A 14,540-nucleotide genomic window follows, 5' to 3' on the forward strand; every position below is an offset into this window, starting at 1 on the left:
CGAAGTCGCCTTCGTGCCCCGGTGGGGACGACGGTCCGGCTGGTGTTGTGGCGGAAGCCGGAACTCAAAGCCACGGCCAGGAACCGAGCCGGAAGGCTTGGCTACGCTCAACACGAGCCTCCATTCTGGCGATTGAGGGGTTACCAAGGCAGCGAGCAACAACTCGCAGTCGTGCCGGGCGGCTGCTACCACCCAGGACCGTAGTGCCGCGGCCTGGGGCGGGCAGATCAGGCCATCGAAAACTAGTGAATACACGCAGGTCAATGACCTGCTGGCCTTTCTGCACCCCCTCAGTCGAGAAGGGGGTTTGACCCCCTGGACCTTTGGCCGAAAAGCATCGGACCCGCAGAGGTCTCCCGTCTGGTGAGCCGAAGCAGCCTCTTTGCCGCGTTGCCAATATGCAGCAGCACGATCCGAGGCGGGCCAGATCCGGACCTCGGCTGAGAACGTCTCCACCTGGGATGATCGCGAAGTTGACCGACTAGGTACGATTCGTCGCGCTCCCTTACGCTCGCGCGGTCGACCGTTGGCCAATAGTCAGGCAGGCCGGAAGCCGCCCCTGTGTGCCACCACCTCGGACGAGCATCTGGCGCCCTCCAGTTCGACCAACACAGGCAGGACGACAACAGCCCACAGATGCCGGGCCGGTGCTCGACCAGCTCTCCCGGGGACGCAAGCAAAAGATCAGGAAGGCCCCTTTCCTCTAACAAGAGCCAGGGGTTCCTGTATACGCTGACCTGCGGTGCAGCCGGTGAAGCCCTAGAACTGGCGCATCCGTCAATAGAGGCCGAACCAGCACCCGCAGATGGGCTTCCGCGCCGACACGGCGAACACCAGGACCAGCTTCTTCCGGAAAAGCGACTTCCGGTACATCGAGCCGGAGAGCAGCGCAGTCCTGAGCCCTCGGCCACAGCTTGGTCACCGGTCCGCAACCGCCCCCATGGCCGACCTACTGGCGGGGGGGGTGGACACGAACTCAACGCGCGCATTGACGCTGCGGAAACCGACGCCCCGGCTCAGGCGGAATACCCCAGGCCCTCCGTCGATTGGTCTTCTTGCAGAGATCATGGGAAGGGGGCGCTGGCTGGTGGCCGAGCTGATGTTGTTCCGGCGGGACGCGGATGGGCGGGATGTGGAGCTGTCCGGTTCGACGGTGGCGCTGGAGGTGGAGCTGCAGCGGCGGGTCGAGGCCGGCATGGAGCAGATGCTCGGCATCCGGTTCCTGGCGTCGGAGTACCCGACCGGTCCGTGGCACCGGGGGCGGATCGACACGCTCGGGCTGGACGAGAACGGCAGCCCGGTGGTGATCGAGGTGAAGAAGGGCTCCGACAGCGGGGTGTTGTCGCAGGCCGTCTCCTACATGTCCTGGCTGGATTCGGCGCACCACGAGTTCGAGGCGCTCGTCCGAAGGGTGCTGGGCGCGGAGGCTGCCGCGTCCATCGACTGGCGTCGTCCGCGGATGGTCTGCATCGCGGCTGGCTTCTCCCATCACGACCGCGTTGCCGTGCAGCGGCTGCCCGAGCGGATCGACCTGGTGCGCTACCGCGTCTTCGAGGGCGGCCTGCTGAGCCTGCTGCTGGTGGACTCCTCCCCCGGGTCGCCGAGCGCCGCTCCGTCTCGGCGGAACCGAGAGCGGGACACGGCGGTCGACAGCACGCCAGTGGCACCGGTTCTGGTGGGGCCTGGTCTCGTCCCGGAGCGTCTGCGGGACCTATACGCGGAGCTGGACGAAGCTCTAACGGCGTGGGACGGAGTCGAGGTGGCATCTCTCCGCCACTACATCGCCTACCGACGACTAATGAACATGGCATCGGTGGTCTTCAGGCCGAAGCACGAAGCGATCTTGGTCTACCTCAGACTCGACCCAGACACCGTCACGCTGGAGGAGGGCTTCACCCGGGACATGCGAGGCATCGGCCACCTCGGGACCGGTGATCTGGAGGTACGCATCTCCTCGGCGGCTGACTTGGAGAGGGCGGGCCCGCTGATCCGGCGAACGTTCGAGGTGGCCTGAGCATCTGGCTGTGCCAGGTTCCAGGAGTCGTCCCGCCGAAGCTGCGTGGTAGTGGTACCGCCCTCTCCGCGCCATGGTGACCGCCATGGTCCGAGACGGCGTGCCTACGCCGCGCCGAGGCCGCAGAGGCCGGCGAGAACGCCGGGAGACAGGCTCTCCGTAAATCCCGATTCGGGAAGGCCGCAGAGGATCGCCTGCCAGAGTTCTGGCTTCAGCCTGGAACCAGGCCGCTCTGATGCGGCCCGGAGATCGAGGATGGCTGTCTTGCCATGGTCCCCGAGGACGAACTGCTGCTCCCCGGCGAAGTGTTCGTCGGTGTCGCCGCGGAACCGCTTGAGATGAAGAGGAAGGCCAAACACGGGGTGGGCAAGCGCAGCGACGATGTTGTGCGGCCCGGGCCCCTGCCCCCGAACGTGAGAGGAACGCAGGACCAGCGTCGCCGTGTCACCGCCGTCGTGGTGGCCGTCGACGAAGAAGGTGTTGGACACGGTGTGCAGGAGGGCAGCTCGGCGCAGCAGCCCGCTGCCCAGCCACGCACCGCGTTTCTGTACCTGCGTGTATTCACTGTCCACGTCCTCCCACCTGGCGTGATGTGCGCGCTCCGCGTCAGTCCACGCGCTTGGCGAGCCCTGCCAGCACAGGAGTGTGGGGTTCGGATCGATCCAATTGTCGATCATCCTTGCGACAGCGTTGCGCCAGAGGGTCGCTGGCAGGCCGGTCAGACGCAGCCGGGTGGGGGCACCGAGCACGCGCAATTCGACCGCCGTTCGGTCACGCTGCGTGATGCGCAGGCCGGGCACGCCGTGGACCTCGTGGTCTGAAACGTACGTGGGTAGCAGGTTGAAGAGGATCTCGGCTGCTCGCTCTTCGCTCTCCACACGAAGGACGATGCCGTCCAGCTCCGGGTACACCGCAGCGATGCCGAGGGGATAGCGGGTGTAGTGGTTTCGAAGTTCCAGGAGACTGACGAGCACACGCGCCTCCAGGAACTGCTGAACCCCCGTAGCGGCTGTGGGGATGGGCGGCGCTTCAGGATCAAGGAGGTCGATCGCGCGGCGGGCTTGTTGGACGCTCTCGCCTGTGTAGCGACGCCGGAGCAAGGAGACGTCTTGTCGCATCGTGCTCATAGGTCTCTCCTGAACGCCTCGGCCCAGGACGTGCGGAAGTCGAGATCCCCATGGATGCATGAAAGGCGTCTGGAAGCCGGTTCACCCGAGCCTGGAGACAAAATGGGCCGATGTATCTCCGGGGAGCGGTGGCTAGCCGCACTGGGAACCTAGCAGGACTCATGCCCGCCTTTCCTTATTTCGCGAAACCAGATGTGTTCTTGCACCCGGACGGCCGCAGGTACTTGCGTAACCGCTTCAGTCCGAATACGTTCCGGCCCGGGTTGATGGAACCCTCGTCGTGCGCCTTCCCGGATCGATGGCGCAGCGTGTCGAAAGCCCAAGGCGCCCTCATGGTTTCGTCACTCTACTGTGCAAGCCCCTCGTCCTCGCAGGCAGTTCCCTCTTTCCCTCGCTGAGATCCGGCAGCGCACGAAGGAGTCTGTCGTGCCCAAGAACGACGTGATCGACCTATGTCGCCGCTACACCGGGGAAACCTGGGCCGGCGCGAAGGCGCGCATCGAAGAACTTCCGAAGGGAAGCCCGCTCATTCCGGCCGCCCGAGGCGAGCAAGCGTTCCTCGAAAGCCAGGTTCTGCGGGCCTTGCTTGAGTACCCCACCACGTACACCACCCGACCATTGCGCATCCTGCGCGTCATCCCGGATGCGCAACGTCCGGTTATCCGCTTCGCAGCTGACGCCGACCCCGACGGCCTGGCCGAACTGATCGCCTGGGGGCTGTTCTCGTCCGGAGGCAAGGACGACCTGTGTGGAATCAGCGGCCTACGTGTGATCAACTCCGGCCACGGCAGGCTCGACATCGGGCTCCACGGAACTGCCGCACGCCTTCGGCTTGAGGGCATCCCAGACCGAGCCTGGGCACAGGCCGAGGAGATCCGGGACTTGACCGCTGCCAAGCACAGCGATCACTCCCCGTGCAGGCACCAGGGTCCGACGCCCGGCGAACGGGCCTTCGCGCACGAGCACGGCTGGTTCGAGGAAGCGTGGAGGGAAACAGCAGCCTTCGGCAGCGCTCTGCTGCGTCGGCTATTGATTCTCCGTTCGGAAGCCGACTGGCTGGACATGGCCGGTTTCACCAAGCACACCAGCACGTACGGGTTTCGGCTGACTTTCGCCGGAGCGCGGTGGGCGGACCACGACGTGCTCGTCGAGCACCTGACCAACCAGCTCTGCGGAATTGCGCTCAAGGAGGACATGCGCACCTGTTCCTGCGCCCTCGGGGAGAAAGGATGTCGTCTCTGGTTCGACGGCCCCGAAAACACTCCTGGCCGACTCGACTTGCAGATGCTCGATGCGGGTGCGGCGTGTGAGGTCGCCGAGTACAACCAGGCGCTCGCCTTCACTGGTAGCCCGAGCGACGCAATCACACGAGTTACGGGTAACCCGCCGGGAATGACCGCAGACTGTGTCCCGAACTGCCACCGTCGTCACGAAACAGTCTCGCGTCTTCGGCGTGGGGCCGAGGCTCGCCGGAAGGAGCTTGGTCGCCTTCGGCGACAGGCCCGTTGATGGCGCCCCGGAAGATCAGCCGCCCGCTCCGCCGCCCAGGGGAGGACTGCGGAGCGGGCGGCTGAAGCATCGACGCTCAGCGCTTCAGCCGCCCTACATCTAGCGCTTCCCCAGAACCGACCGGATAGTGGTGCGCGAATGCCCCATTAGGCGAGCGATCAACGCCTCTTCGATCTGGTGGGCGTCCGCCTCGCGGATCAGGTTGTTGCGAGATGCCTTCATATCCCCATAAGCGCGGAGCTTCGCGATGATCTCCTCGCCGCCATCCTCCTCGGGTAGCTCATCGTCATCGCTATCGGTGGGGGTGGGGACCCTCACGTAGAGGCCACTTCTCCAAGCCTCTGGTTCGCGTTCCGTGAGTCGCACAGGTGGGTTCATGTTGCTGCTCATCAAACCTCCCGGATCTTCCCAGAAATATACATGCCCAATTCTGGGAAGCTTTCGCCGTCATATTAGCCGCCCAATGTCCCTCATTAGGGCGCACTTTGGGTCGAGGTGACGGCGCGTCCGCCCCGATTTGGGAAATTGCCAGAGATCGTTCCCCTGAACCAGTACGTCGTCGCCTAGTCGCTGGGCGCTAAGCGGCACCAGATCACGGGAGAGACATGTCCAAACCGTTGGTCGTCTGTGGAATCGACCTCGGCACGTATGCCACGGGTTTCGCGTGGGCGGTCATTGATGAGGAGAACGACGACGCCGAGCGTCGCCGGATTCACTTCTTCACGCAGTGGCCGGGTCAGCCTGTGGCCGCGGTCAAGAACCTCTCGGCTCTGCTGCTGGGCGAGGAGGGCAAGGTTCTCGCCTGGGGGTATGAAGCCAGACGCCAGGCTCTGAGCCTCCTCCATGGCGACCAGGGGCTCCAGTATCGAGCCTCGTTCAAGATGGACCTGATGAAGTCGTCGAGGCCAGCCAGCAGGAACGGCCGAGCTGCGTACCACAGCGGAGTTGCATGCGCAGGCAAGCCCGAAGTAGAGGAAGCGGAGAGTGCCGGGCCATCAGGGCCTAAGGACCACGGGAGCCCGGATGCGGGGCCTGACGAGGACGACGAAGACGAGGACGACGAGAGCGAGGACGACGCGGTTCAGCTGTTCCCGAGGTTGGCTGAACCGCCCAGTGAAGCAGAGCGGTTGACGATCGAGCTGCTGTCTCGCGTTCGCGAGGCCGCGCTGGCACAGATCACCAGCAGTGGATACCTGGAAGAAGATGTCCGCTGGGGCATCACGGTGCCGGCCATCTTCAACGACGCGCTCAGGCAGTCCGTCAGACGGTGTGCCGCTGCGGCCGGGTTCTCCACGGAGGACGGACGGCTCATCCTCGCTCTAGAGCCAGAGGCCGCAGTCCACCACGCACGTGTCCGCGGCGCGAGGACACCCGACGAGGAAGATCTCCTTTCGACGGACCTTGCGGCTCCCGGCCGCCGCATCCTGGTCGCTGACAACGGCGGCGGCACTGTGGACTTGGCTGCCTACGTGAACGACGAGGCCGGTCGCATGGTCGAAGTCGGCCTCGTCAATGGCGGACGGTACGGCTCGAACGAACTCAACCGCCGCTTCGAGGACCAACTCCTGGTCGACCGCTTCGGCAAGCCCGAACTCGTCGCGCAGCTTCGAGAAGAAGTTCCCGAGGCGATGCTGGACCTGGTTGAGGCGTGGGAACGCCAGAAGGTGTCGTTCGGGCCGGACACCACGGCCCCCATCCCCCTGCCCATCCCCAGCGTGATCGATCGGAAGCTGGGCGCCGCCGTACGTAAGCGCCTTGCTCGCAAACAGCGCGGTACTACACACGCCATCCTGATCACTCCCGAGGAGATGCAGGACATCTTCGACACCGTTGTTCCCGACGTCCTGGACCTCATTGACGAACAGCTCGCCGAGATGGCGTCCGCAGACAGTGCCCCCGACGCACCCAAGCCAGTGGTCCTAATGGTGGGCGGGTTCAGCAATTCGCCCTACCTACAGCACGCGTTCAAGGAGCACCTCAAAGGCCGTGCCCACGTCCTGGTGCCACCGGACCCAAGCTCCGCTGTGCTCTACGGCGCCGTGCACTTCGCCTACAGCCCGCAGACACGCGCCCGTCGTGCCCGCTTCACCTACGGGGTCAACTGCGTCAGCCGTTTCGAGCCCGGTATCGACCCGGAGAATCTGCGCAAGGTCTCCTCGGAGGGCGTGGCCTACTGCAGGAATCGGTTCTCCAAGCTGGTGACCGTCGGGGACACGGTCGATACGGACCGGGAGATCAGCGATCTCTTCTGGCCCATTGAGGGGCACCACACCAGTCTCACGTTCGACCTGTACACAACCACGCACAAAGAGTCCCGGTACGTGACGGACCCGGGCTGCGAGCAGATCGGCAGAGTCGTGGTCAACCTCAAAGGCGTCATGAGGCACGACCTCGACCAGCGCGGAGTGCGGGTACACCTGCGGTTCGGCGAGACCGAGATCAAGGTACGCGCCGTGGTCGAGAAAACGGGTGAAGAAGTCGCCACCACCGTCCACTTCGCCACCGACTACTGACCCGCTCAGGAGACCCCCCGTGCCTATCCACTGCCTGTTCTCGCATTGCTCCGAAGGCCCGTGCCCTCGCAGGCAAACCCCCCAGCAAGAATCCTCCCTCCGCCCCGCCGACGCAGTCCGGCTCCAGGAACAACTCGACCTGGGGCACCAGCGCCTTTGCGTTATCGAGAGGGACAACCAGGCTCTACGTCAGGAACTACACCAAACCGGCGCACGAGTCCAACGGCTGGAGAAGCGTCTGGCCGCCATGCTTGCCGCCCAGACCCGCCAGCGCGACGACCTCCCGTCGAATGCACATGCCGACCACGAGAGCATCGCCAGCGACTACCAATCCCTGGTCGAACACCATCTCGCAACATTGGCGCAGGCAGCCGTAACCGTCAGTAGATCTCGGCCCACTTACCGGCCGGCGCAACTGTGGCTCCTCGGAGAGCTGACCCGCGCGCTGTTCACAGATCCTCCCACCGTCGGCCTCATTGAAGGCTCCCTGGGCCTGAACAAGTCCGACCGCGCCAGACTCGCCACCAACATCGAGCGCGCCCTGTCGCAAGCTCAGACGCTGTGGCAACGGGCTACCCGCACCGGGCTGCCGTTCCGGTGGGACTTCAACCTGCTGCCCGGAGCAAAACTCGACCCGGCGCGACAAGCGGCCTGGCTCTCGTGTGATCCCAGTCTCCCCACTCAGTACGTGATCGCCCCCGGCTACATCGTGGAACAGCAGGTCTTCTGCCTCCAGCGAGTCCTCACCGGGCCGTCCTTCTGATTCGGTGCCAGCGCGCCGGATAGGGCGTTGTACAGCGATGGGCGGTCGGAGCATCGGTGAGTCGATGCTCCGACCGCCCATCGCCATGTGGTCCGCCTGGTCGGTCTGCTGATCTCATGCTCACTCCTTCGGCCCTGCCAGGACGAAGTCGTCCTGCGTCAGCTCGGCGTGGAGGCGCTGCTCGGCGACTTCGGCGTAGTGCGAGGAAAGCTCGACGCCGACGAAGTTTCGGCCTTCGCGCAGGGCGGCGACGCCGGTGGACCCGCTTCCGGTGAAGGGGTCGAGGACGGTGCCGCCTTCGGGGCAGATCTGGACGAGCTGCTGCATGATCTCGACCGGCTTCTGGGTGATGTGCACCCTGCCCTTACGCGGCTGGGAAGCGATGTAGTGGCCGGGCAGGTACAGGTCCCGGTCCTTGTCCAGGCTGCCCTTGACGCCCCACAGGATGTACTCGGAGTCCTGCTTGAACCCGCCCTTGCGGGGCCGGCTGGAGGGCTTGATCCACGGGATCGTGCCGCTCCAGGTCCACCCCGCCATCTGCAGGGCGTCGGACGTGGTCGGGCCCTGGCGCCAGTCGGAGAAGACCATGACGACCGCGTGCTCGGTCGATGCCCGGTACGCCTCGGTGAGGAGGTCGGTCAGCCAGGCCCGGTACGAGCGCTGGTCACGGTTCTCACCGGGGAAGTTGGCGAGGTCGTGCGCGGATCCGCTGGTGACGTACTTGGCTCGCGCGGTACGGCCGGTGCGGTCCGAGCTGGCCCGCCCGCCGGAGTTGTACGGCGGGTCGGTGATCACCGCCTGGACGCTCTCGTCCGGGAGGGACTTGAGCACGGTGAGGGCGTCGCCTCGGTGCAGCGTATAGCTCATGTGCAGGGCCTCTTTCAGGGCATGGCAGGGCTGGGGGGCCGCTCCGGACGGCGTTCAACAACGCTCGTCGGGGCGGGTGGTGCCGGATGTTAGGCGTGATTTCCGGCCGCACCTAACGAGGTGAGCCGCGCTCCGGGCGGGGGCCCGGGAGTCGTTTGGTGCGGCCGGAATCCCGGTCTACTGTCTCGCCCTGTCACCGAGCCGAAGCCTCGCTTCACCCCCGTTGACCTGTGCTTATCCGTGTTGTCTCGTCCAAGCGAGCTATGCGGAAGGCGCGTTTCCCCTCGTTCCCCACGCCGTCAGGAGAGCCGGTGTACTGCCTGAGATTACGAGCGCGGCCGGCTGCCGCGCGTGACCTGAGACCGGCGTCCGGGAGCAACCAACTCCTTTGACCCGGGCCCGCCCGACAGGCGGATTCACATCGGCGCGGTGCCGACGGCTTTGCACGAGAAGTCGGCACCGCGTCTCCTGCGAACACCGAGGAGCCGCTGCGATGCAGCATGCCCTGAAACCCCATAGCCCCGACCCACCGTCGGCACCCGGCCATCGCCGCCACCTTGGTGAACGGCGGCGGCGGTGAAGAAGACCACTGGAGCCGTTGTCGGTCTCTGCGCAACCGGTCCGCTGCTGCTGGCCGTTCCCGTCCTCGCCTTTGGCGCCGAGACCGCGTCGGCCTCCTGCTCGACCGACGGTGCACGGCCTGTGGATGCCGCAGCTGTCGCCGCTCAGGTGAAGGCCATCCTGGACGGCGGCGACAAGGGCTCGGTCCACGTGCCGGGGCTGAGCGATCCGGCCGAGCAGGTGCCCAACGCCAAGAAGATCCAGGCCACCGGCGTCGCGATGCACATTCCGGCCCGGGGGCAGGTCGTGGCCCTGGCGACCGCCCTGCAGGAAAGCGGCCTGCGGAACCTGACCTACGGCGACCGTGACAGCCTGGGGTTGTTCCAGCAACGTCCGTCGCAGGGCTGGGGCACGGCGAACGAGATCCTCGACCCGATGCACACCTCGACCACGTTCTACGAGGGACTCCAGAAGGTCTCGGGCTGGCAGTCCCTGTCCATCGCGCAGGCCGCTCAGGCGGTGCAGCGGTCGGGCTTCCCGGAGGCGTACGCCAAGTGGGAGCCCTTGGCCACCGCACTGCAGAAGGCCATCGTGCCCGCGCTGGCGAAGGCCGGTGACGCGTCACCGAGCCCTTCGCCGTCCGGCTCGGCCAGCACCGGCAGTCCTTCGCCCGGTACCGCGGGCGGCTGTGCGGCCGACGGGGACGGGACCGACTTCGGCACCATTCCACCCGGCGCGGTGCCGGCTGGGTACAAGATCCCCGCCGATGCTCCGCCGAAGGTCCGGACGGCGATCCGGTGGGCGCTCGGCCAGCTCGGCACGCCGTATCAGTGGGGCGGGCACTGCACTGCTCCTCACAGCAAGGTGCCGATGCGTCGGTGTGACTGCTCGTCCCTGATGCAGCAGTCGTACAAGGCTGCCGGGGTCGCCCTGTCTCGGACGACGTACACGCAGGTCAAGGACGGCAAGCCGGTCTCGGTCGGCTCGCTGGAGCCGGGCGACCTGGTGTTCACCGAGGGCATCGTGTCCCGTCCGGAGCACGTCGGCATGGTCATCGGCCGAGGTCTGGTCGTCCACGCCCCGCACACCGGCGACGTGGTCCGCATCGCGACCCTCGCGTCCTGGAAGCCGCAGATTCTCGCGGCCCGCCGAGTCGTCTGACCGGCGATTTCTCTCTTCCCTCCTTCTCCCCCCTCTTCTCGCACCGCCGCTCCACCCTCTGGGGCTTTGGCGTGCAGTAAATCGAATTGGAGTTCCCCATGCATCTCGCTGACCAGGTCATACAGCTCGCCTACGATCCTGGGATCAAGCCGAACGAGGGCGGCCTGCCGGGCCTTAACGTCCTCAAGCAGGTGATGGGCTCGATCAACCTCTTCGGCCTCATCGCCGTGGTCGGCGCCCTCGCCGTCAGCGCGGGCGTATGGGCCTGGGGCCACCACTCGGGCGGCCACCAGGCGGAGGCGAACGGGAAGAAGGGCGTGCTGGTGAGCGCCGGCTCGGCCCTCCTGCTGGGCGCGGCGAACAGCGTGGTGGCCTTCTTCAGCACGCTCGGGACGCAGGTCCACTGATGGCTCAGCACTCCACCCACCCCGGCGGCGCATCTCGCGTGCGCCGCCGGGCGCTGCTCGGCACCGTTGTCCTGGTGGTGCTTGTCGCCCTCGCCGGCCTGGCCGCGTACCTCACCCGCGATGGCAGGAGCCCCTCCAAAGCCCCTGCTGTCCAAACGAGTTCGCCCACGGCCCCCTCGACCGCTTCGTCCGCACCGCGCAGCCGCCCTCGTGCCCTGCCGGGTCCTCCGAAGACCCATGACCCGATCGCGTTCGGGGAGTCCGCCGCGGCAGCGCTGTGGTCCTACGACACGCGCGCGTACTCGCGTGCGGAGCTGCGGACCGCTCTGCGCGGGTGGCTGACCGCCGAGGACAAGTACGCCGATCTGGGGTCGGTCGACAAGGTCGTCCCCTCGGCCGTGCTGTGGAAGGAGATGGCCGCCAACCGCCAGTTCGCCACCGCCAAGGTCCACGAGGGGCACTTCCCGGACTCCTTCACCCGTGCTCTTCAGTCCGATCCCGGGGCGATCACACAGGCGTACATCTACGCCGTCACGGTCTCCGGCAAGCAGTCGATCGCCTGGAAGGGCTCGCACGCCGGCGGTGCGGAGAGCCGTACCACCACCCTCGCGGTCCAGTGCCGTCCCCACCAGCCCTGCGCCTTGGTCGGCGTCATGCCGTCCGTCGCGCCCTGACCCCAGGAAGGAGGTATCACCATGGCAGTCTGCGACTTCCCGCTGATGGACAAGGTGTGCGGCGCCGTCGACTTCGCCGCCAACCCCGCAGGAGCCGTCACCGACGGTATCGGCGCGTGGATCGCGAAGTCGGCAGGTGAACTGGCGGCCAGCGCGGCGGATCTCGCTGCCACGGCCGTCAACGAGACGACCGCCATCGACCTCAATGCCGGGTGGTTCCGGGACAACTACGAGCTGCTGCTGCCCATCGGGCTCGCGCTGACCGTCGGCACGTTCTGCCTCCAGTTGATGTTCGCGGCCTGGCGGCGAGACGAACGCGCCCTGGCTCAAGCCGCGATCGGCACCATGACCGGCGTCCTGTTCAGCTTCTGCGCCATCGCCTTCACCAGCGTCGCCATCACCGTGGTCGATGCCTTGTCCAACGGCCTTTTCCAGGCGGCCAACACCTCGGTAGACGACGCGATCCGCCGCGTGATCAAGGTCAACGAACTGGGGGCGATGTACGGCCTCGGCTGGGGCGTCCCCAGCCTGGTCGCACTCGGCTGCGCGATCGGCGCGTTCCTGTACTGGGGCGTGATGGTCGCCCGCAAGGTCGGCGTCCTGGTCCTGGTCGCGCTGGCCGTCTTCGCCGGCGCCGGGGGCGGCTGGGAGGTCGCCAAGCGATGGCGGCGTGGCTGGATCGAGGCGACCGCCACCCTGGTCGTGTCGAAACTCCTGATGACCGTGGTCTTCCTCATCGGCGTCTCGGCGATGGGCAAGGCCGATGCCCACGACGGTATGGCCGCGTTGTCCGACGCGCTGGCAGGCATCGTCGTGATGGTGCTGGTCCTGTTGTGCCCGTACGCGACGTACAGGTTCGTGCACTGGGCCAGCGAAGGCGGCGGCCAGGACGACCTGCACCGCACCGGTGTTGCCGGTATGGCGGTCGCCGCTGGGGCGGCGAAGACCGCGGGCGGCCTGGCGATGCAGGCCGGCACGCGCGCACCTGCGCCACAGGGTCCGAGCCAGGTTCCCGGCGCCGGTGCCGATGGCGTCGCCTCCGGGATCAACCCCTCCGGCAGCACTCTCAGCAAGGAGGGCATCGACGCCGGACTGCCCACGCCACAGACCCGGTTCCGGTACGGCGAGGATCCAAACGCGCAGGGCGACAAAGGCCGGGCCCTGATTCAGCGACCCGGCATCCCACCGCTCATCACACGCCCCCACGAAGACGAAGCAGGGACTGCCGGGGTACCCGTCAGCGTCGCTGGCGCGTCGGCTCCGGGCGCCAGCGTGACCTACGTGGGCACCGGCGATCCGGCCGCACCACCGCCTTCGGGCACCTGACCGATCACATCCGGGGGCGGGCTGCACACCCAGCCCGCCCCCACCTCTCCCGACCGACCACCAGAGGAGCCTCGCCATGACCTCCAGAAGAGCGCCGCGCGCCCCGCCCTCCGCCCGCTCCCACCGTCTGGAACCCTCATGTCCGGCAAGCACCAAGCCGAAGCCACGGCCACCGTGAAGTTTCCCCACCGCAGCAGGCGCGGCATCCTGCTCGGCCTGACCGCCCCGCAACTGGTCGTCGCGGGCCTGACCGGCCTTCTTCTGCTCGCCGTGGTCCTCACCCGCGGCGTGGTCGGCGCTCTCGAACTCATCCCCCTGTGGGCCGCCATCGCCCTCCTCGTCTTCGTTCGCCACCGAGGCCGCGCCCTGGCGGACTGGGTTCCGATCGCCACCCGGTACGTCCTGCGCCGGATGCGAGGGCAGCTCGTCTGGCTCACCCGGCCCTCCCGCCGACCGGCTCGTGAAGGGCTGCTCCATCTGCCCGGCACCGCGGCCAGCCTGCGCGTGGTCACCGCTCCCGACCGCCGATACGGTGCGGTCCACGACCCCCATGCCGGCACGCTGACCGCCGTGGTCAAGGTCTCTTCCCGCGCCTACGCGCTGCTCGACCCGGGCACCCAGCAGGCCAACGTGGGCGGCTGGGGACGCGCGCTGGCCGCGCTCGCCCGGACCAGGCAGGTCGCCCGCATCCAGGTGATCGAGCGCACCGTCCCGGACTCCGGCGACGCCCTGCGCCGCTACTGGGAGGAGCACGGCCGACCCCATGCCCCCGTGGCCGGCACGATCTACAGCGAACTGGTCAAGAGCGCGGGCCCGGCCGCAGCGCCGCACGAGGCGTACGTCGCGGTGTCGCTCGACATCAAGGCGGCGCGCCGGCTGATCAACCAGGCCGGAGGCGGACTGACCGGAGCGTTCAGCGTCCTGGGACAGCTGACCTCCACCTTCGACCAGGCCGCTCGGACCGCCGGCCTCACCCCCACCGGGTGGCTCACCGCCCGCGAGATCGCGGCTGTCGTACGGACAGCGTACGACCCGAAGGCCCTCGCATCGCTGGACCGTTGGTCCGCCACCGGTCGTCCCGAGGCCGAGCCCACCGCTGCCGGCCCCGTCGTGGTCGTCGAGAAGTCGGACCACATCACGACCGATACGGCCGTCCACGCCACGTACTGGGTGGAGAACTGGCCCAGGACCGAGACGTCGGCCGGATTCCTGCATCAGCTCCTGTTCACCGGTGGGGTCCGGCGGACGCTGTCGCTCTCCTACGAGCCGAAGGGGCTGGACGCCGCCCTGCGTGATGTCCAGCGCAGGAAGGCCAGCGTGATCGCGGATGCCGCCGAGCGGGCCCGGCGCGGGCAGGTCGACTCCGAGGCGGACTCGATCGAGTACCAGGACATCAAGTCGCGGGAGCGTCAGCTCATCGCGGGCCATGCGGATGTCGCCTTGACCGGTCTGCTGACCGTCTCGGCCGATTCCGAGGAAGAACTCCGTTCCGCCTGCGCGGTCGTGGAGACCGCCGCCGTCGGCGCCCAGCTCGACCTCCGGCCGCTCACCTGGCAGCAGGCCGAGGCTTTCACCGCCGCCGCCATGCCGCTCGCTCTCGCCGCTTGATCCCGGCCGT

The 14,540-nt window shown here is 67.3% G+C and carries 11 protein-coding genes and 1 pseudogene; 9 read left to right on the forward strand and 3 right to left on the reverse strand.

Annotated features, from left to right (window positions below; genetic code table 11):
• Positions 1–1,087: 1,087 nt before the first annotated feature.
• Complete coding sequence (locus ABT112_RS21230) at positions 1,088–2,014, forward strand: DUF5655 domain-containing protein (protein WP_351511794.1); 927 nt, start codon at positions 1,088–1,090, stop codon at positions 2,012–2,014.
• A gap of 104 nt (positions 2,015–2,118) precedes the next feature.
• On the opposite strand, the gene ABT112_RS21235 is transcribed toward ABT112_RS21230, so the two are convergent.
• Entirely contained in the window at positions 2,119–3,141 is a 1,023-nt protein-coding gene (locus ABT112_RS21235; protein ID WP_351511796.1) for a hypothetical protein, read from the reverse strand.
• Between the two features lie 426 nt (positions 3,142–3,567).
• Between ABT112_RS21235 and ABT112_RS21240 the strand changes: the two genes are divergently transcribed.
• Positions 3,568–4,650, forward strand: a complete 1,083-nt coding sequence (locus ABT112_RS21240) for a hypothetical protein (protein ID WP_351511798.1) — start codon at positions 3,568–3,570, stop codon at positions 4,648–4,650.
• A 99-nt stretch (positions 4,651–4,749) separates the two neighbouring features.
• Here ABT112_RS21240 and ABT112_RS21245 read toward each other — a convergent pair whose 3' ends face one another.
• The gene (locus ABT112_RS21245) at positions 4,750–5,040 is read right to left on the reverse strand and encodes a hypothetical protein (protein WP_351511800.1); all 291 of its coding nucleotides are present in this window, start codon (positions 5,038–5,040) and stop codon (positions 4,750–4,752) included.
• Between the two features lie 215 nt (positions 5,041–5,255).
• On the opposite strand from ABT112_RS21245, the gene ABT112_RS21250 reads away from it, so the two are divergent.
• On the forward strand, positions 5,256–7,163 hold the full coding sequence (locus tag ABT112_RS21250) for an Hsp70 family protein (protein WP_351511802.1): 1,908 nt from the start codon (positions 5,256–5,258) through the stop codon (positions 7,161–7,163).
• 247 nt (positions 7,164–7,410) lie between these two features.
• Positions 7,411–7,926, forward strand: coding sequence for a hypothetical protein (locus ABT112_RS21255; RefSeq protein ID WP_351511804.1), 516 nt, complete (start codon positions 7,411–7,413; stop codon positions 7,924–7,926).
• A 120-nt stretch (positions 7,927–8,046) separates the two neighbouring features.
• On the opposite strand, the gene ABT112_RS21260 is transcribed toward ABT112_RS21255, so the two are convergent.
• Complete coding sequence (locus ABT112_RS21260; protein WP_351511806.1) at positions 8,047–8,793, reverse strand: DNA-methyltransferase; 747 nt, start codon at positions 8,791–8,793, stop codon at positions 8,047–8,049.
• Between the two features lie 576 nt (positions 8,794–9,369).
• On the opposite strand from ABT112_RS21260, the gene ABT112_RS21265 reads away from it, so the two are divergent.
• From ABT112_RS21265 to ABT112_RS21285, 5 genes and pseudogenes are all read left to right on the forward strand, one after another.
• Positions 9,370–10,515, forward strand: coding sequence for a C40 family peptidase (locus ABT112_RS21265; RefSeq protein WP_351511808.1), 1,146 nt, complete (start codon positions 9,370–9,372; stop codon positions 10,513–10,515).
• Between the two features lie 98 nt (positions 10,516–10,613).
• A complete protein-coding gene (locus tag ABT112_RS21270) occupies positions 10,614–10,922 on the forward strand; it encodes a DUF6112 family protein (protein ID WP_351511810.1) in 309 nt (102 codons plus the stop codon).
• Positions 10,922–11,596 carry a hypothetical protein gene (locus ABT112_RS21275; protein ID WP_351511812.1) on the forward strand — a complete coding sequence of 225 codons (675 nt, stop codon included), beginning with the start codon at positions 10,922–10,924 and terminating at the stop codon, positions 11,594–11,596. The genes ABT112_RS21270 and ABT112_RS21275 overlap by 1 nt, the downstream gene beginning before the upstream one ends.
• Positions 11,597–11,617: 21 nt before the next feature.
• Positions 11,618–12,919, forward strand: a pseudogene (locus ABT112_RS21280) (SCO6881 family protein); the annotation flags it as partial.
• A 141-nt stretch (positions 12,920–13,060) separates the two neighbouring features.
• Positions 13,061–14,530, forward strand: a complete 1,470-nt coding sequence (locus ABT112_RS21285) for an SCO6880 family protein (RefSeq protein WP_351511816.1) — start codon at positions 13,061–13,063, stop codon at positions 14,528–14,530.
• Positions 14,531–14,540: the final 10 nt, after the last annotated feature.

It is taken from the genome of Streptomyces sp. NPDC002055 (assembly GCF_040296705.1).
GTDB lineage: Bacteria > Actinomycetota > Actinomycetes > Streptomycetales > Streptomycetaceae > Streptomyces.